This is a genomic window from Sphingomonas sp. GM_Shp_1 (assembly GCF_026540895.1).
In the GTDB taxonomy this organism is placed as follows: Bacteria; Pseudomonadota; Alphaproteobacteria; order Sphingomonadales; family Sphingomonadaceae; genus Sphingomonas.
Genome location: NZ_JALNUR010000004.1, coordinates 183,759 through 201,566, shown reverse-complemented (window position 1 = coordinate 201,566; position 17,808 = coordinate 183,759). Strand labels below are relative to the sequence as shown.

The 17,808-nt window shown below is 66.1% G+C and carries 12 protein-coding genes; 5 read left to right on the top strand and 7 right to left on the bottom strand.

Annotated features, from left to right (window positions below; all coding sequences use genetic code 11):
- Positions 1-250 precede the first annotated feature (250 nt).
- Positions 251-3,250 (bottom strand): TonB-dependent receptor, encoded by a 3,000-nt coding sequence (locus OXQ33_RS04295; protein WP_267433440.1) that lies wholly within the window; start codon positions 3,248-3,250, stop codon positions 251-253.
- A gap of 90 nt (positions 3,251-3,340) precedes the next feature.
- On the opposite strand from OXQ33_RS04295, the gene OXQ33_RS04290 reads away from it, so the two are divergent.
- On the top strand, positions 3,341-3,523 hold the full coding sequence (locus tag OXQ33_RS04290) for a hypothetical protein (RefSeq protein ID WP_267433439.1): 183 nt from the start codon (positions 3,341-3,343) through the stop codon (positions 3,521-3,523).
- A gap of 51 nt (positions 3,524-3,574) precedes the next feature.
- Positions 3,575-4,087: a cupin domain-containing protein gene (locus tag OXQ33_RS04285; protein ID WP_267433438.1), complete on the top strand. Its 513-nt coding sequence runs from the start codon at positions 3,575-3,577 to the stop codon at positions 4,085-4,087.
- A 9-nt stretch (positions 4,088-4,096) separates the two neighbouring features.
- Here the strand turns inward: OXQ33_RS04285 and OXQ33_RS04280 are convergent, their stop codons facing one another.
- The 4 genes from OXQ33_RS04280 to OXQ33_RS04265 form a co-directional block, all read right to left on the bottom strand.
- On the bottom strand, positions 4,097-4,684 hold the full coding sequence (locus OXQ33_RS04280; protein WP_267433437.1) for an FKBP-type peptidyl-prolyl cis-trans isomerase: 588 nt from the start codon (positions 4,682-4,684) through the stop codon (positions 4,097-4,099).
- Positions 4,685-4,740: 56 nt separating this feature from the next.
- Positions 4,741-5,208, bottom strand: coding sequence for a YaiI/YqxD family protein (locus OXQ33_RS04275; protein WP_267433436.1), 468 nt, complete (start codon positions 5,206-5,208; stop codon positions 4,741-4,743).
- 70 nt (positions 5,209-5,278) lie between these two features.
- Complete coding sequence (locus OXQ33_RS04270) at positions 5,279-8,140, bottom strand: TonB-dependent receptor (RefSeq protein ID WP_267433475.1); 2,862 nt, start codon at positions 8,138-8,140, stop codon at positions 5,279-5,281.
- 223 nt (positions 8,141-8,363) lie between these two features.
- Positions 8,364-11,405 (bottom strand): glycosyl hydrolase family 28-related protein, encoded by a 3,042-nt coding sequence (locus OXQ33_RS04265; protein WP_267433435.1) that lies wholly within the window; start codon positions 11,403-11,405, stop codon positions 8,364-8,366.
- Positions 11,406-11,623: 218 nt separating this feature from the next.
- Here OXQ33_RS04265 and OXQ33_RS04260 point away from each other — a divergent pair, with 218 nt between their 5' ends.
- Positions 11,624-12,118, top strand: coding sequence for a gluconokinase (locus OXQ33_RS04260; protein WP_267433474.1), 495 nt, complete (start codon positions 11,624-11,626; stop codon positions 12,116-12,118).
- Between the two features lie 5 nt (positions 12,119-12,123).
- Here the strand turns inward: OXQ33_RS04260 and OXQ33_RS04255 are convergent, their stop codons facing one another.
- Positions 12,124-12,801 carry an FCD domain-containing protein gene (locus OXQ33_RS04255; RefSeq protein ID WP_267433434.1) on the bottom strand — a complete coding sequence of 226 codons (678 nt, stop codon included), beginning with the start codon at positions 12,799-12,801 and terminating at the stop codon, positions 12,124-12,126.
- Between the two features lie 12 nt (positions 12,802-12,813).
- A complete protein-coding gene (locus OXQ33_RS04250) occupies positions 12,814-14,160 on the bottom strand; it encodes a gluconate:H+ symporter (RefSeq protein ID WP_267433433.1) in 1,347 nt (448 codons plus the stop codon).
- Between the two features lie 344 nt (positions 14,161-14,504).
- Between OXQ33_RS04250 and OXQ33_RS04245 the strand changes: the two genes are divergently transcribed.
- Positions 14,505-14,714 (top strand): LuxR C-terminal-related transcriptional regulator, encoded by a 210-nt coding sequence (locus OXQ33_RS04245; protein ID WP_267433473.1) that lies wholly within the window; start codon positions 14,505-14,507, stop codon positions 14,712-14,714.
- Positions 14,715-14,786: 72 nt separating this feature from the next.
- Positions 14,787-17,804: a glycosyl hydrolase family 28-related protein gene (locus OXQ33_RS04240; protein ID WP_267433432.1), complete on the top strand. Its 3,018-nt coding sequence runs from the start codon at positions 14,787-14,789 to the stop codon at positions 17,802-17,804.
- Positions 17,805-17,808: the final 4 nt, after the last annotated feature.

The window sequence follows — 17,808 nt, the reverse complement described above, 5'->3', positions numbered from 1 at the left end:
AGAGGGCGTGTGCCCGCATGGAGGGATTGTCGTGTCATCGCCACGATCGTCGCTGTCCAGGGCCGAAAAGCCTAACCCGCCATGACGAAAGGGGTTTTGTGCTCGCTGCCGAGGATGGGCAGGGCCGGGTGGAACAATCTGTCCGAAATCGGACAGCGGCACGTCGCGTCAAGCGCCTGATGCAGAGTGTTCACTCAAAAGCATCGCCCGGGCCCCGTCGCCTATGACGGAGCCCGAGCGACAGGCCGTCTTACATCTTCACCCGCGCACCGACGAACATGAAGCGGCCAACGGCCGTCGTCGGTTGGATGATCTGAGCATAGTCGGGCAGCTGATCGAACAGATTGCTGACACCGCCATAGAATTGGAAGTGGTCGGTCGCATCGACGCTGACATAGATATTATGTTGCCAGCGCGGCTTGATGTAGTAATAGTCCGCCGCCACGAAGTCCGGGTTGCTGCCCGAGGTTTCGCGGGTGTAGCGCAGCGTCTTGTCGAACCATTGCAGACCATAGTTCAGGGTCAGCAGCCCCTTGGTCCAGGACAGGTTCGACGTCACCTGATATTTCGGCGCGACTGAGAAGATCGTCCCGCGATAATTGGTCGCGGGCGCCCCCGGCACGCCGGTGAACAGCAGCTTGTCGAGATAGTTGCCGTTCACCTGCAGGTTGAACAGGCCCAGATTGGCGGTCGGCAGGCGCCAGTTCAGGTTGAAGTCGAGACCGGCGGTCTGGAACGACGCGACGTTCTGCGGCCCCACGCTGAAACCGATGACGTTGCCCGCCTGCACGACACCGCTGCCGGGCCCGTTCTGACGGGTGATGGCCCCGCAGAACTGGTTGTTGAGCGTCGGGGAGTCGACGCACAGCTGCGCGAGCTGGATCGGCGAGACGGTGTTGATCGCGTTCTTCAGGCGGATGTCATACCAGTCGGCCGACAGGGTCAGGCCCGGGATGAAACGCGGCGACAGGACGACGCCGGCGGTCCAGGTATTGGCCTCCTCCTGACGCAGCAGCGGATTGCCGCCCGCGGTTCCCGACACGTTGATCGAGCGGTTGTCGTTATAGGTCGCCGGGTCCGCACCCAGGCCCTGCAACAGCGTGCGGCAGTTGGCAGCGCGATACTGGGTGCCGTTGCCGGTGTTCGCCGGGATGCAGGGGTCTTCGTTGAAGAAGGCGAAGGTCTGCGACCGGCCACCGAACAGCTCGCTGATATTGGGCGCGCGGATCGCGACCGAATAGGTCCCGCGGAAGGTGATGTCGCGGATCGGCGCATACATGCCGTCGACCTTCCACGTCGTGGTGCGGCCGATCGTCGAGTAATCCGACAGGCGGATCGCCGCGCCCAGTTCCAGATCATGCGCGAAACGCATGTTCTTGGCGATCGGGGCGTTCAATTCGGCGAACACCTCCTTCACGTCGAACGAACCGCGCGTCGGGCTGAGCGCGTTGGTGAAGGTCAGGCCCTGCTGCTCGATGGGATCGGGGGTGAAGCTGCTGATCTCCTTGCGATACTCGGCACCGAATGCATAGGCGAGCGGACCGCCGGGCAGTTCGAAGAAGCGCGAGAAGTCGCCGCTGACCGAGCCGGACACGACATGCTGCTCGACGCGGGAGCGGTCGGTGGTCGGCGCCAGGATGAAGGCGATGCCCGAGGGATCGGACAGCCCTTCGCCCAGGATGTTGATCGGGCGGCACTGGCCCGGCTGGAACGTCGTGCGCGGTAGGACGGTCCGCCCGCTCGAATAGGGCTGGTTCGGGGCCCAGTTGGGATCGAGGTTGGCGCGGCAGGTGATCTGCCCCGTGGTCGGATCGCGCACCGCGTCGATCGCGGCGAAGAAGCGGTCCGAATAGATGTCGTTGGTGTACTGGCTGCGCACGTCGGTGCGCCCGAAGACATAGGACAGTTCGTAATGCGTCTTGTCTTCCAGATCGCCGCGCAGGCCGATGACGGTGCGATAGGTGTCCCGCTTGATGCTCTCGCCGCGCTGGCCGTTGCCGTTCACGCCGAGATCGAAATTGTCGCGGCTGACCAGCGCGCCGCCGAGCTGCGGATCGATCGCCGCGCGGATGTTGGCGGGCAGATAGGGATTATCGGCTTCGACCAGGATATTATAGTCGAAGGTCGGCTGGGCCAGCGAATAGGACTTGGTCGTCGCATATTTGGCTTCGCCGAACAGCGTGACGGTATCGCTGATATCATAATGACCCAGGAAGTTGGCGATATGCCGCTCGATCCGGGGCTGTAGATCGTTCAGATAGCGCGAGACGGGCGTGCTGGAGCCGCCCACCGCATAGCCGCCGGGATAGGCGGTGCCGTTGTCATAGACTGCGCCGGTGCCGGTGAAATCGGGCACGCCGTCGCCATCGACATCCACCGCGCCATCGGGCGAGCTGCCATAATAGCGAGCGTCGGTGATCGGAATGCGCGCGGGCACGGTGCCGTTGGGGTTGCGCGTGAACACCGGATAGACCGACTGACCGAATTGCGGACGCTGCTTGGCCTGCAACCGATCGTCGATCGAATATTGATAGGCGAGCGCGACATTGCCGCGCCCGTCGGAGAAGTTGCGACCGCCGGTCACCGCGATCAGGCGCTGGCCCGCGTCGCCCCGATCCGAGATGCCGGCCTGTCCGCGAACGGTCAGTCCTTCGAAATTCTGCTTCAGGCGGAAATTGACCACGCCCGACACGCCGTCCGCACCGTAAATGGCCGAGGCACCGCCGGTCAGGATGTCGACGCCTTCGATCAGGTCGGTCGGGATGGTGTTGATGTCGACCGACTGCTCGCCCGGAATGCCGGACACGTGCCGCCGTCCATCGACCAGGGTCAGCGTCCGCTGGCGGCCGAGATTGCGCAGGTCGAGCGTGTTCAGGCCGGTCTCGCCGATGCCCGCACGATCACCCGAATTGTTGGCCGAGCCGCCCGAGCCGACCAGCGCGGGATAGGCGCGCAGGAAGTCGGTGACGTTCGTCGTACCCTGCGCCTCGAACGTCTTGGCGTCGAGCGTGACGATGGGGCTGGGGGTGGAGAAATCCTGGCGGCGAATGCGCGAGCCGGTAACAACTACGTCGCCCGTCTGGCCCGCATTGCTGCTGTCCTCGACCGTGCCGGGATTGGGGTTCTGGCCCGGCAGATTGGCGTCGGTCTGCGACGTGGCGGGTGCCGCTTCCTGTGCCTGGGCGGCGCTGGAAAGGCTGGCGACCGCGACGGCCATCGCGGCCACCCCGTGGGCGAATGCGATCCGCATGATTTAACTCCCTGTAACCTTTGGTTTGTCTTTTGACCAAAACGCCCATGGAGCCGCGGTGACAACAGCGTCATTAACCGAAATCGAAAAATGGCCGTAAGCCGTGACATTTCCACAACAATTTATGACCCGGATGTCACCCGTGCCGATGGTGAGCCGATGGATCCTCATCTGGTGACCATCGATGCGCTGTCCGACATCTCCATCCCTGTGAAGGGAAGCATCCAACCTCATGAAAGGAATGGATTTGTCACGGCTTTCCGGGGATATTGACGAAACCGGCAAAGCAAGACCGGGCGTGGATCATCAGGGGAGGAAGCCGCAATGCGAAAGATCGTCGATCGAACCGCCATGGTTGCGGCGTCGCTGTTGCTGGCGACGGCTGTCCCACTGACGCCCGTGCTGGCGCAGACCGCGCCGAACGCCGCCGATCCTACCGCCTTCGCGAGCGGGCAGGAGATACGCGCACAGGTCGCGGCGATGCGCGCCGAGATGAAGCCCGATCAAGGTTTCATGTGGCGTCCTCTGGTCGGGGACGGACCGCGCGTCGCGGCGATCGAGATCTGGAAGAAGCCGGGCCGTCCCGCCGTTCATCCGGCCGAGGCGGAATATGCGATAGTGCTGGAGGGCGCGGGGACGCTGGTTTCCGGTGGCACGCTGGTCGCACCGGAAACGCGTCAGAAGGGACTGGTCGAGGGGACCGAGATCAAGGGCGGCGCGACGCGGACATTGGGACCGGGCGACGTGCTGCTCGTCCCGGCGGGCGTGCCGCACTGGTTCGGGATCACGGGCGACCGTTTGGTGCTGCTCGGTATGAAGCTGCCCGCAAACCCCTGATTTGCGCCCTCAGGGTTGTGACGGAGCGGGTTGGGCGGGTGCGCTCATCTGTGCCCGGCGCATCTCGTCGATCTCGGCGGCGGTCTTGAAGTCGAGCAGTTCGACCTGGAACACGAGGTCGGAATTGGCCGGGATCGGGCCGGAGGCTTGCGCGCCATAGCCCAGCGCTGCCGGGATGCAGATGCGCAGGATGCCACCACGCCCGATCATCTGGAGCCCCTGCGAAAAGCCTGGAATGACCTCGCCGACCGGCATGGGCGATTGCATGGACTGGTCGAAGACCGCCCCCGTCGCGGCCAGATAGCCGATATAGTTGACCAGTACCGTTGCATCGGCGGACGGCTTCGGCCCCTCGGCGGCACGCAGCTCCGTATAGCCCAGGCCCGACGGCGTGCGCGCGGCGCATTGCCGCTGCCCCGCCGGGATGACGGGGTTGAGGGGCAGCGGAATGACGCCGCCATTCGCCGCCGCCGACTGGCTCGGGGCGGCGGGGGCCGCCTTGTTCGTCTGCGCCGCCGCGGGGAGGGGTGCCGCCGCCAGCAAGGGGAAGGACAGGGTGGCGAGGAGATGGCCCAGGGCCCGCGATGAAAGCGTCATGCCCGCCGCCGTAATCGGCCTTGCGGCAGCAGATCAAGGGGCGCCGCCCTTCGGCCCTATCGCGCCGCCTTACGAATGAGTTGCATCAAGGCGGCGTCGAGCGCCGACAGGAAGCGGGAGCGGTCTTCCTTGCCGAAGGGCGGCGGTCCGCCGATGCGGTCGCCCCCGGCGCGCAGGTCGCTCATGATCGCGCGGACGGCGACCGCATTGCCGATCGAACTGGTGGTGAAGGGCCTGCCGTTCGGCGCGATCACCGCCGCGCCCGCCTTCAGGCAGCGATCCGCCAGCAGGATGTCCGCCGTGACGACCACCGCCGCCCCGTCCGCCCGTTCGGCGATCCAGTCATCGGCGGCGTCGAAACCGTCGCCGACCACGATGCGGCTGATCAGCGGGTGCTGCGGAATGCGCAGATGCGCGTTGCTGACCACCGTGACCGGCACCGACAGCCGATAAGCGACGCGATAGATTTCCTCCTTCACCGGGCAGGCGTCGGCGTCGACCAGGATATGGGGGCGGTTCTGCACGTCAGGCCCTTGCCACGACCGAGCGTCGGACGGCAAGCACCCTCGCTGCGGAGCCCTATGCCCGCCGCTGTCAGAACTTGGCGCGCACGCCGATCCGGTAGAAGCGCCCCAGCGTGTCGTAGAGCGCCGGATTGACGTCCAGCCCGGTATTGGTCTGGGGCGAGGGTTCGGGGTCGTGGTCGAGCAGATTGTCGACCTTGAAGAACATGCTGACCGCAGGCGTGACGTTCAGCGACCCGCCGATATCGAGGTAGAAGGCCCCCTTCATGAAGTTGCGGTCGATGGTCGGGTTGTTCCCCGTCGAGACCGGGCAGTTGGTCGAGCAGACGACATATTGGTTGCCGATCACGCCGTCGCTGAACCAGCGCTCCTGGATCAGCAGGCTGAATTTCTCGGTGTCGTAGCTCTGGATCGCCAGCCACTTCCAGTCGGGCGTCGCGCCCGAATTCGCGCCCGCGCTGTCGACAGGGATCGTGCCGGGCAGGCCGGGGTCGGTCACGAACTTGATGACATGGGTGGCGAGCGCGCGCAGCGTCAGGTTGCCGTTCAGCCCCAGCGGGTTGCGCCACTGATAGCTGCCCTCGATATCGAAGCCGCTGGTCTTGATCGAGGCGAGGTTGAACGCCTGGACGTTGACGAAGTTGGGCCCTGCCGTGTTCTGGAGATTGAAGGCGCCGCAGGTCTCGGTATTGCCCTGGAAGCACAGGTTGACGATCTGCGCCGCGGACAGGCTGGACACGACGTCGTTCACCTTGATCGTGTAATAGTCGAACGACAGGCTGAGCCCCGGCAGCCAGCTGGGCCGGGACAGGACCACGCCCGCCTCGGTGCTGCGCGCGATTTCGGGGCGGAGATTGGGATTGCCCAGCGTGTTCTGGATGATCAGCACCTGGGTATTGCGGAACGGATCGGTGAAGTTGGGGACCGTCGTCGTGGTCGGCGCGGCGAACAGTTCGGACAGGTTGGGTGCGCGAACGTCGCGCGAGGTGACGGCGCGAAGGCGGAATCCGTCGAGCGGCGTGTCCCAGGTGCCGCCGAGTTTCCAGGCATAGACCGCGCCCGAGGTCGAATAATGCGTCGCACGCCCCGCCGCGTTCAGATTGGCGCGGCCCAGCGCCTCCGAATTCACGATCGGCAGGTTTAGCTCGAGGAAGCTTTCATACACATCATATTTGCCCGAGCCGTTCTTGTAATTGCCCGCATACCAGTTGCTGCCCACCGCCGAATTGAGCGACGGGTCGGCGGGATAGAGGGCCGAGTTGGGGCTGATATCGGAAACGCCCGCGCCATAAGGGTCGGCGTTCACGCGGTACGCCTCGCGCCGATACTCGATGCCGGTCGCGATCGACAGCGGCCCGGCCCACAGGTCGATCAGATTGCCCGAGATGGTGCCCGCCGCGACGTCCTGGGTCTGGCGGGTATGCTGGAACGGCCCGTTGGCGGGGACGATATAGGCGAGTGCCGCGGCGGAGGGCACCGCGCCGCCGAAGATGTTGATCGGCTGGCATCCGCTGGCCCGCGCGGCGGCGTCGGCGCAGACGATCTGGCCGTTGATCGTGGTGGCGTTGATCGCCTGATTATAGCGGCCGGTCAGGCTGATATTGTCAACGTCGATGTCGGTGATGTTGATCCCGTGCTCATAATAGACATCGTAGTTCCAGCTGCCGCCGAACACCTCGGCTTTGCCCTTCAGCCCGCCGACGAAGCGGTACTGGCGCCGGTCGGTATTGACCTTGATGTTGGGCAGGATCGCATTGCTGAGGCCATAGCCGAACTGGGTGATACCGTTCGCCGCACATTGTTGCTGGATGGACGCGGGCAGATAGGGATTGGCGCACTGGATCGTCAGCCCGGTCTTGGCCGCACCGGGATTGGGTTGGTTGCTGGTCTTCACCTGCGCGATGTTGGCGGTAACGTAGAGTTCGGCATCGGGCGCGATGTCATAGCCGATCCGGGTATAGCCGTTGATCCGCTCCAGCGCGGATTGCAGCGAGGTACCCGATCCGACATGCCCCGACTGGTCGCCGCCGACGCAGAAGCCGACATAGCATCCGATGACATTGCCCGCCGCGTTCTTTGCGGGCACGCCGTTCGAGCCATATTGGAAGGGGAAGGGGTTGCCATTGGCATCGAACGCGGTGCCCTGAAGCGGTCCGGAACTGATCAGGCCGTATTTGGTGTATTGATAGGCCTGGCCATGGTCGCGGTAGAGGAATTGCGGCGTGCTGCCGTTGCGGATGCCGGTGTCGACCAGGGTCGTGGCGCGATACCAGTCGCGGCTTCCGGCCAGATCCTCGCCGAAATTGCCGGGCCCGACCCCCTGATCCTTGGCATATTCGCCGCTGAGGATCAGGTGCAGCCTGTCCCCGGCCAGCGACTTGCCGAACGCCGCCTGGGCCAGCACCTGACCATCGTCGCCATAGGTGGTGACGCCGGATTGCAGATTGCCCTTGAACCCGGTGAAGCGCGTATCGGTGATGAAGTTGATGACGCCGCCCACCGCGTCCGATCCCCAGGAGGCCGATGCGCCGCCGGTGACGACATCGACCCGCTTGATCAGCAGTTGCGGAAACTGGCTGATGTCGGGAACGCCCGTGACGTTCGCGCCGACCACCCGCTGCCCGTCGAGCAATGTCAGCGTACGGATCGTGCCGAGACCGCGCAGCGAGAAGGAACTGAGGCCCTGCTGGCCGCTCGACGTGCTGAACGTGCCGGTGGTCGCGCCGGTCGATCCCTGGAGCGAGGGCAGTTGCGCGACGGTGTTGAAGATATTGGGTTGGGCGTTCTGTTGGATCTGCTCCTCGCCGATCACCGTGGTCGGGGTGGGGGCATTATAGCCGTTCGCGATGATGCGCGTGCCGGTGACGATGATGTCCTTGGCGCTGGTCGTATCTTCCTGCGGCTCGGGGGTGGTAGCGGGTGCCTGTTGCATGGGTGCGGCCCAGGCGGGCGTCGCGACCAGCGCCAGCACTGCGAGGCTGGTAGCGTTACCGGATTTCGTCGTGACGCCAAGGCGCCGCTTGCCCATTTTCATCGATCCATCCCCTCATCGCGATCGGACCGCCCCTGTTCGAGGGAGCGGTCCTTTCTTATCCCCCATCTTATCGCGGGAGCCGGGGCGGAGCATATACGACCATGGTCGATATGGTGATCGCTCAGGGATGCGCGGCGTAAAGCGCGTGATGGGTCAGGATGAACAAGGTCCGCCCGTCCGCGCCGCCGAACAGCAGTTGCAGGGGGCGGTCGGGCACGTCGATCCGCCCCTGCTGGCGACCGTCCGCGCCATAGACGAAGATCTGCCCGTTCGCGACATAGACGCGGCCGTCCGGCCCCGTCGCAACGCTTTCGCCGCCACGATCGGCGAAGGGTTTGAGGTCGGTGACGGTGCCGCCGACGCCCAGCAGACCGGTATAGGTCCGATCCTCCGATCCGTTGGCGATCGCGATGCGGCCGCCGGGCTTTCCGACGACGAAGCCATAGGTGTCGAGCGTATCGGAAAAGCGCCAGCCGCGATGGTCCGCCGGCCCCTGCTGCCACACCCGGAACGCGGGCAGGGCGATGCTGCCATCGGGGGCGACATAGGATGTGGGTTTGGCGACGGCGATGTCGCGCGCGAACATCTCCGCCAGCGTCGTGAAGCGGTCAGTGGCGGGGTCATATTGATCCCGGAACTCGCCATTGTTCCACAGGCTGCCGGGCATGGCGATCCGGGCTCCGGGCGGCGGCGCTGTGGTCGGCGACAGCGGGGCGATGGCGGCGGGCGCCTTCGGATCGATGCTGTAGACCGTCGCTGTCGGACCCGCCGAGGATAGCACCATCAGCTTGCCCGAGCCATCGACCGCCAGGTTGACCGGATCGAGCGGAGCCTCCGACACGATCGAAAGCCCTTCCGCCTCGCTCCAGCCATGGATGCGCTGGAAATGACGGTCGACGAAATAGAGCTTGCCGCTCGCATCCGTCGCACCGCCGCCCAGCGAGTAGAAGCCCTCGGCCAGACGGCGGACCGTCGTCAACGCCGGCGAGGGGGCGGGCAGGGGCGCGGGGGTAACGTCCAGCGTCGCGAATTCGCGCTCGCGGACCTCGGCCCCCCGCGTCATGTCGCGGATCGCATTCTCATAGGGGTATTTGCTGGCGCGTAGATAGGTGCCGCAGCCATCCGCCTGGCAGGTCGCGAAGCCGCTCTCGGCATTCACATGGACGTTGCGGAAACGGATGTCGTTCTCGCCGTAAAGGGCGACCGCCGCCCGCGCGGGCTGGAGCGAGCGGGTGACGCGATAGGCGTGGAGATTGGCGAACAGAACATCGCGCGAATTGCGTACCTCGAAGGCGACAGCATCGCGGCTTTCGCCCCCCTCCTCCTCGGTCTGGGGCGCCAGGAACTCCCAATGCGCGACGCGGTCCAGCACGATCTCGGCACGGCGGTGATGCTCGGCGGAGAGTTGATAGACATGGCCCGGCGTTTCGGTGTTCGACACCTTCATTCCCGCCGAGGCATAGGTGTCGGGCGTCCACAGCCCGTTGAACGTACCGCCGCCGCCATCGGTCACCCACAGGCTGGGATAATGACCGTCCCAGCGCTGCATCGGATCGGGATCGCCGCTGTGATCGGCGTTATACGGATCGAAGCGGCTGCCATCGGCCCGGAAGGTGCCGTGGCCGCCCTGGAACTTCACGTCATCGACCAGCGAGCGTTCGCCCGCGCGCCAAAGCAACGCCGTCGCACGGGGATTGCGCCCGCCCGCCGCCAGCCCCAGGCCGGAGACGATGGCATCGCCGCCACGGGCGCTCTCGATGAGTCCCCTGGCGCTGCCGACACCGCGAAAGGCGGGGCTGTCGTCGGTCAGGACGATCTGGGTCAGGCTGGGGTGCAGGCCGATCAACACGCTATCGGGGCGCAGGCGCAGCGTGTCGCTGACGCGGTAGAAACCGGCGGGGAAGTAGAGGACAGAATGGCTGTCGATCGCGCGTTGCAGCGCGGCGGTATCGTCGGTCGCGTCATCGCCCTTCACTCCAAGAGCGCGGACATTGGTCCAGTCCCCGACCGGCGGCAGCGACCGTATGGCGCGCGCGGTGAGCCTGGGCGTGGACGACAATGGTGTCGCATCGACCTTCGTCTCGTACCGCCCGGTCTGTCCTGGCGAAGGCACCGCCATGCCGTGGGTGAAGCGGCTTACCCGATAGCGGCGCGACGGACCTGCGACGTCGCGACCGCTCTCGCGGAAACGGGCGAAGACGGGCGTGTCGATCGCGCTCGCCCCCTCGAACCCGATCTGGGTATAGGCATTGTCCTCGTTGCTGATGATGACGCCCGCACGGCGGACCCGCTCGAACCGGACATCCTTGCCCCACAGCCAATCGCCATAGCCCCGGTCGATCTCGATCCCGACGGGCGTGTCGCGGATGACCGTATTGACCAGCGTCAGCCCCGCCTCATGCTCGCGGATGGCGGCATCGCGCTGTCCGTCGAAGCTGGAATCGAGCAGCGTATAGGACCAGGCGGGCGAGGGCTTCTCGGTGAGGATACCGTATCGTCCGCCATGGAAATGCAGGTCCTGCCCCAGATTGCCGACCTGATAGATGCCCGCCAGCGCATCGCCCAGCCGAAAGTCGATATGCGCCAGATAGCTATGCTGCGCGGTATGGAAACGGACGGCGGTGGCCGCCGGATTGCCCGCGCCGATCTCGAAATCGACATTGGCCATGGCGGAATAGAAGGTGCCCGAATTGGCGTCGGCAATGGCCGGGTCGAAGGGCACGCTGGTCGGCGGCGGCACGGGGACGCGGGGGGCGTCCTTGCCCGCTTGCGGTGGCAGGGTGCCGGTGAAGAAGATCATGCTCCCGACGCCCTGCTGGAAACCCGGCGTTCGCGGAGCCAGCACGAAAACGGGGCGCGTCCTGCCCACGCCGAACAGCCGGACGCCGGGTCGCATATAGAGGGTGCGGCTCAGGCGATAGCGACCGGACGGCAGGAAGACGATGCCGCCGCCGCCCTGACCCGCGACACGGTCGATCGCCTGCTGAATCGCCGCGCCATCGTCGCTTCGCCCATCGCCCTTCGCCTGGACGGTCACCGTACGGGGATCGTCCGGCGAGCGGGTGAAGACGGAGGTACGGTCCGCTGCCAGCGCGGGGTATGCGACGCTCCCGACCAACAACAGCGAGACGGCAAGGCGAAGGCGGCGCGGCATGGCGGTCATCCTCTTGGACTGGAACGGATCGGGGGCAGGGGAATTGCGATAGGCAAGTACGCGATCGGGCGCGATTGCGACAAAGGTCGTAATGGCGTTTCCGCCCACCACGTCGGATAGCGGTGATCGGACAGGCCCGGCAGGAAGGCCGGATGAAAGGACAAGGGTGACGGGTGACGGCGGGCAACAGCATCGAAGCGGCGACCGACCCCTATGGCATCGTGGTCATGGGGGTCAGCGGCACCGGCAAGTCTACGCTGTCGCAGCGGCTGGGGGCCGAACTCCATTGTCCGGTGCTGGAGGGCGATGATTATCACTCGGCGGCGAATGTCGCGAAGATGCGCAGCGGCCATCCCCTGACCGATGCGGATCGCTGGCCCTGGCTCGACCGACTGGGGGCGGCGATCGGGATGGAGGCGAAGCGCGGCGGCGTGGCGGTGGCCGCCTGTTCCGCGCTCAAGCGGAGCTATCGCGAACGGCTGCGGAGCGCCGCAGGATTGCCCCTGTTCTTCGTGTTGCTGGATACCGATACCGATGAGATCGCGCGACGGATGCGCGGCCGTGCGGGCCACTATATGCCGCCCAGCCTGCTCGACAGCCAGTTGGCGACGCTGGAGCGACCCCTGCCTGGCGAATGCGCGCTGACGCTCGATGCCGGGCATTCCCCCGATCGGCTGGTCGCGGAGGCGCTGGCCTGGATCGACGGGGCAAGGCGCGCCTGAGGCCGTCACGGCATCAGCCGCTTGCGCCCCTGCGACAAATGCCACCGCATGGCGAGCGCTGCGCCGTCGGCGTCGCGCGCGCGGATCGCGTCGACGATGGCGTCATGCTCCTCCATCATCGCGCCGATCACCTCGGGCGGGCGCGAGCGCGAAATGTCGACTCCGGCGCGCAGGATGTGCATCACCTCGTCCTGCAAATGATCGAAGACCGGCAGGAAGGCCGAGTTGCCGGTCGCCTCGACGATCGCGCGGTGCAGCCACCAGTCCTCGTCATGCGCGGGCGCGTCGGACAGCAGGGCGGCGCGGAGCGCGGCGAGCGCCTTCTCGATCTCGTCCATCTGGTCGCTCGACCGCCGGATCGCGGCCAGTCGCGCCGCCTCCGCCTCCAGCACGAAGCGCACCTCATAGGTGCCCAGCGTCTTGGCGAGTTCGTCCATCGGCATATGGGTGCCCAGCCGCTCCGACGGGCGACGCTTGACATAGGAGCCCGCGCCCCGCCGCGCCTCGGTGATGCCGTCCGAAGCGAGCCGGGCCAGCGCCTCGCGCACGATGGTGCGCGACATGCCGAACGTCTCGGCCAGCCTCGCTTCGGAGGGCAGGCGGTCGCCGATGCCCAGCCCCTCGTCGTTGATGATGCGGACGATCGCCGTATAGGCCCGGTCCGCCAGCCGCCCCTCGTTCATGCCCACCCCCGTTCAGACGATATGGCTCAGGATCATCACCAGCGCGAGGCCGACGACCGAGATCACCGTCTCCAGCATCGACCAGGTACGGAAGGTGTCGGCGGTGCTGGTCCCGACATAGCTTTTGACCAGCCAGAAGCCGGGATCGTTGACATGGCTGAAGAACACCGACCCCGCGCCGATCGCCAGCACGACCAGTTCGGGCGCGACACCCGATCCCGCCACCACGCCGGGCATGATGCCGACCGCGGTGATGGTCGCGACCGTCGCCGATCCCGCCGCCAGCCTGATCCCCACCGCGACCAGCCAGCCGAGTAGCAGCGGCGAGATGGCGTACATGATCACCAGTCGCGCGAGCAGATCGGACAGCCCCGCGCTGACCAGCACCTGTTTCAGCGCGCCGCCCGCCCCGATCGCGAGCAGGATGGCGCCCGCTGCGCCCATGGTTTCGTGCCAGACCGCATCCTGGATCTTCGCCTCGCGCAGCCGTCGTCCGAACAACAGCGGCAGCGCGAGTAGGTTTGTGACGAGCAACGCGATCACCGGATTGCTGGCGGCGACCAGCCAAGCGCTGCCCTTCCATGCCGGGGATAGCTGACCCAGCTCCCCGGTCGCGATCAGCAGTACGGGGAGCAAGACGATGAACAGTGCCGCCCCCAACCCCGGTGTCGCGATGTCCAGGCGGTGATCGCCCAGCACCGGCGGGGCCAGTCGGACGCCCGGCGTCACGATGCGCGCCAGCACCGGTCCCGCGATGATCGCGGTCGGGATGGCGATCAGGATACCGTACAGCATCGTCCGGCCCAGATTGGCCCCCAGCGCCTCGACCGCCAGCAATGGGCCGGGGTGCGGGGGAACCAGCGCATGGACCACGCCGAGCCCAGCGAGCGCAGGCATGATGAGGCGCAGCTTGGCCGCGTCGCGTGCCGGGCCATCGGGTGCGTCCATCGCCTCGGCAGCTGCGACCACGATCGGCAGCAACAGGACCAGACCGGTCTCGAAGAACAGCGGCAGGCCGATCAGGATCGCGATGCCCAGGGTCGCCCAGGGAGCGGCTCTCGCGCCGGTCAATCGCAGGGCGCTTTGGGCCAGTGCGGCGGCGGCGCCCGACAAATGCAGCATCGCCCCCAGCGACAGGCCGAGTGCGACGACCAGGCCGGTTCCCCCGACGATATCGCCCACGCCCTTTTGCACCGCCTTGGCGATATCGGCCAGCGGCAATCCGGCGAGAAGCCCGACCGCGAACGCGCCGCACAGCAATCCGATAAAGGGATGAAGCCGTCCGCGAACGATCATCAGGACCGCCAGCATTATGCCCGCCAGCGCGGCGGCGATCAGCCTGACGTCACCGCCCGTCATCGCATCGCCCGTCGCAAGACGATGGTCATGCTTCGCGGATCGCGCATCGACACCCCTCCTTCGGCATTGGGGCGGTGCGTTCACCTGCCCATGGCTCTGGCGGAGTTGTACGACAGGTTTTTGCGATCCGGCAATAGAAAAGGGCTTGATAACAAGCAACATCCGGGCGCATGGTGAAAACCTGTCCAACCGAATCCGTCCAAATGGAGCGCGTTCGGGGATGATCGGATCATGTCGGCATGAATGACCGGCAACCGATGGCCCGACGGGCCACATGGAGGATGACGATGGAAGGGATGCACTCGATCGCCCGTCAGCCCGCAAGTCCGGGCCTTACCGCACCGATGGCGGCGGCACTCGCACAATTGACTCCGACCCAGATGAAGGTCCTGCGCGGCGTTCATTCGGGCCTGCTCAACAAGCAGATCGCGTTCGACCTGGGCATCGCCGAGGCGACGGTGAAGGCGCACATGACCGCGCTGATGCGCAAGCTGAACGTGCGCAACCGGACCCAGGTGGCGATCGCGGCACAGACGCTCAGCCTCCACGCCTGACATCGGGCTTGATCCAGTTTGGCGACGTCGACGGCCCGGCGGTTACGATGAGGCCGAAACAGGGAGAGGACCATGAAAGCGAACTGGCTGCTCGGCGCGGCGGTGGTGATGGCGTTCGCGCCGTCGATGGCGACACCGGCCGCGGCACAATCCTCGAAATCGGTTTATAGAACCGCCCCGTCCGATCCGCAGGCGGTGACGATCCATGGCGTGGGCGATGGCCGCGCCGACGATAGCGCGGCGATCCAGCAGGGCATCGATGCGGCGGCGGAGAGCGGCCATGGCGGCATCGTCTTCCTGCCGTCCGGTCGATACCGGATCAGCCGCACGATCATCCTGCGCTCGGGCGTGCGGATATTCGGCGTCGGCGCAACCCGGCCCGAAATCCTGCTGGGGGATGCCACGCCGGGTTTCGGATCGGGTATCGCCGCCATGCTGACCTTCGCAGGCGAGGACCAGTATCGCGCGGGCAAGCCGCCGGTGCCGGTGCCGACGACGGTGCCGTTCGACGAAAGCCTGTTCGACGCGACCTCGACCACCTTCTACTCCGCGCTGGCCAATATCGATTTTCGTGTCGGAGAGGGGAATGCCGGCGCGGTGGCGGTGCGCTTCCGCGTCGCCCAGCATGGCTATCTGCGCCATGTCGACTTCCATCTGGGATCGGGCTTCGCCGGTATCTATCAGGCGGGGAACGCTGCCCAAGGCCTGCGTTTTTTCGGGGGACGATATGGTATCGTTACCGAGAAGACCTCGCCCGCATGGCAGTTCACGTTGATCGACTCCGATTTCATCGGGCAGCGCGAGGCGGCGATCCGGGAACATGAGGTCGACCTGACGCTGGTCAACGTCGCGATCCGCGACACCCCGGTCGGAATCGAGATCGATCGCGGTTATTCGGATTCGCTCTGGGGCAAGCAGGTGCGGTTCGAGAATGTCCGCGATGCGGGCGTACTGATCTCGTCGGAAAAGAGCGTGTTCACGCAGATCGGGTTCGACGATGCGGTGGGGATCGCGACGCCGGTCTTCGCACGGTTCCGCGACAGCGGCCGGACGGTGAAAGGTGCGGGAGCGCGCTACCGCGTGGCGGACTTCTCCTACGGCCTGAAGGTTCCGGCGCTGGGCCAGATGGGCGACTTCGCGACGGATGTGCGGATGATGCCGCTGGCCAAGGCACCCGCCCGGCCCCGTCCCGCCATCCCCGCGCTGCCCGCCGTGAACGCCTGGGCCAATGTCCGTGACCTAGGCGTCAAGGGCGACGACACGACCGACGACACCGCCGCGCTGCAACGCGCGATCGACATGCATCGGGTGCTCTACCTGCCGATGGGGCGCTATCGGGTCAGCGATACGCTGAAGCTGCGGCCCGACAGCGTTCTGATCGCGCTGCACCCCAGCCTGACGCATATCTATCTGGCCGACGACTCGCCCGCCTATCGCGGGGTCGGTTCCGCCCGCGCGCTGATCGAGAGTGCGAAGGGTGGGGCGGGGGTGATCTCCGGCGTCGGGCTGTGGACCGGCGGCGTCAATCCGCGAGCGACCGCGCTGCTGTGGAAGGCGGGCGAGGCGTCGCTGGTGGATGATGTGAAGATCCAGGGTGGTGGCGGCACCGTGCTGACGCCCGGCAGCCCGATCGGCTTCGGCAGCGATCGCGCGCGGTTCGACGGACAATATCCCAGCATCTGGGTGACGGACGGGGGCGGGGGTACGTTCAATGCGCTATGGTCGCCCAATACGCTGGCGTCGGCGGGCTTTCATGTCTCGAACACCACGACGCCGGGGCATGTCTATCAGCTTTCGGCCGAGCATCACTACCGCGCCGAGATCGTGCTGGATCACGTCGCGAACTGGGAGTTTCTGGCGCCCCAGACCGAACAGGAGGTCCGCGACGGGGTCAATGCCGTCTCGACCGAATTCCGCCACAGCCGCAACATCCTGTTCGCCAATTACCATGGCTATCGCGTGACGCGCACCGCCAAGCCGATGGATGCGGCGGTCAGGCTCTACGGCTCGGGTGATATCCGTTTCCGCAACGTCCATGTGAATGCCGAGAGCGGCTTTGCCAGTTGCGACGAAAAGGGGTGCGGGACCTTCATCCGCGCCAGCAAATATCCCTTCGAGAACGCGATCAAGGACATGACCCGCCAGACCGGGGTGCGCGAGCGCGAGTTCGCCAGCCTGGACGTGCCGCCCGCGCCTCCAACGGCGGCGACCCAGTCCGCCGTGCCGGTGTCGCCCGGCGTTCGCAAGCTGGCGGACGGCTTCTACTCGATCGCGGGAGGCGCGATGGATGCCAAGGGCAGGCTCTATTTCATCGATCGCTTCTTTCAGCGCATCTATGGCTGGTCGACGGAGGAGGGGCTGAACGTCGTCGCCGATGCGCCGCTCGACGCGGTCAATCTGGCGGTCGATCGATCCGGGCGATTGCTGGTCCTGTCCTCGGCGGGACGTGACGGCACGGTGTACAGCATCGATCCCGCCCGCCCGGCGGCGGTCACGGTCATTCCGCCGACGCCGGCGCGTCCGCATCAGGGGGCGACGACGCTGCTGCCGGTCAATGTCTGGGCCAATGGCGAGTTCGCCGACCGGATCGACCCGAAAAGCTATGCCTATCCGACCATGGCGGACCTGTTCATGGCCAAGATGGGCGAGGCCAAGGCGCAGGAATATGTCTCGCCCGATGGTTCGCTGGTGCTTCCGGCCTTCCGCGTATGGAACCAGGGGCCGGACGATCACCGGGGCTGGCGCTGGTCGGATACGCTGGATGCCCATGGCTTCGCATCCGCGCCCAGCGGCGGCGAGGTCGTCGTCACCAACGAGTCCGAGAACCGGACCTATGCCGGACGGGTCGGGGCGAACGGCACGGTCACCGATTTCCGCGTGCTGGCCGAACGGGGCGGGGAGAGCGTGGCGCGCGATGCGGCGGGCAATTTCTATGTCGCGAACGGACAGGTGTTCGTCTATGCGCCGGACGGCCGATTGCTACGGCGGATCGACATGCCCGAGCGCCCCCTGCAACTGGTGATGGACAAGGACGGTGCCGGACGTTTGTTCGTCCTGACGCACCATTCCCTCTACGCCGTCGATCTTTGACCCT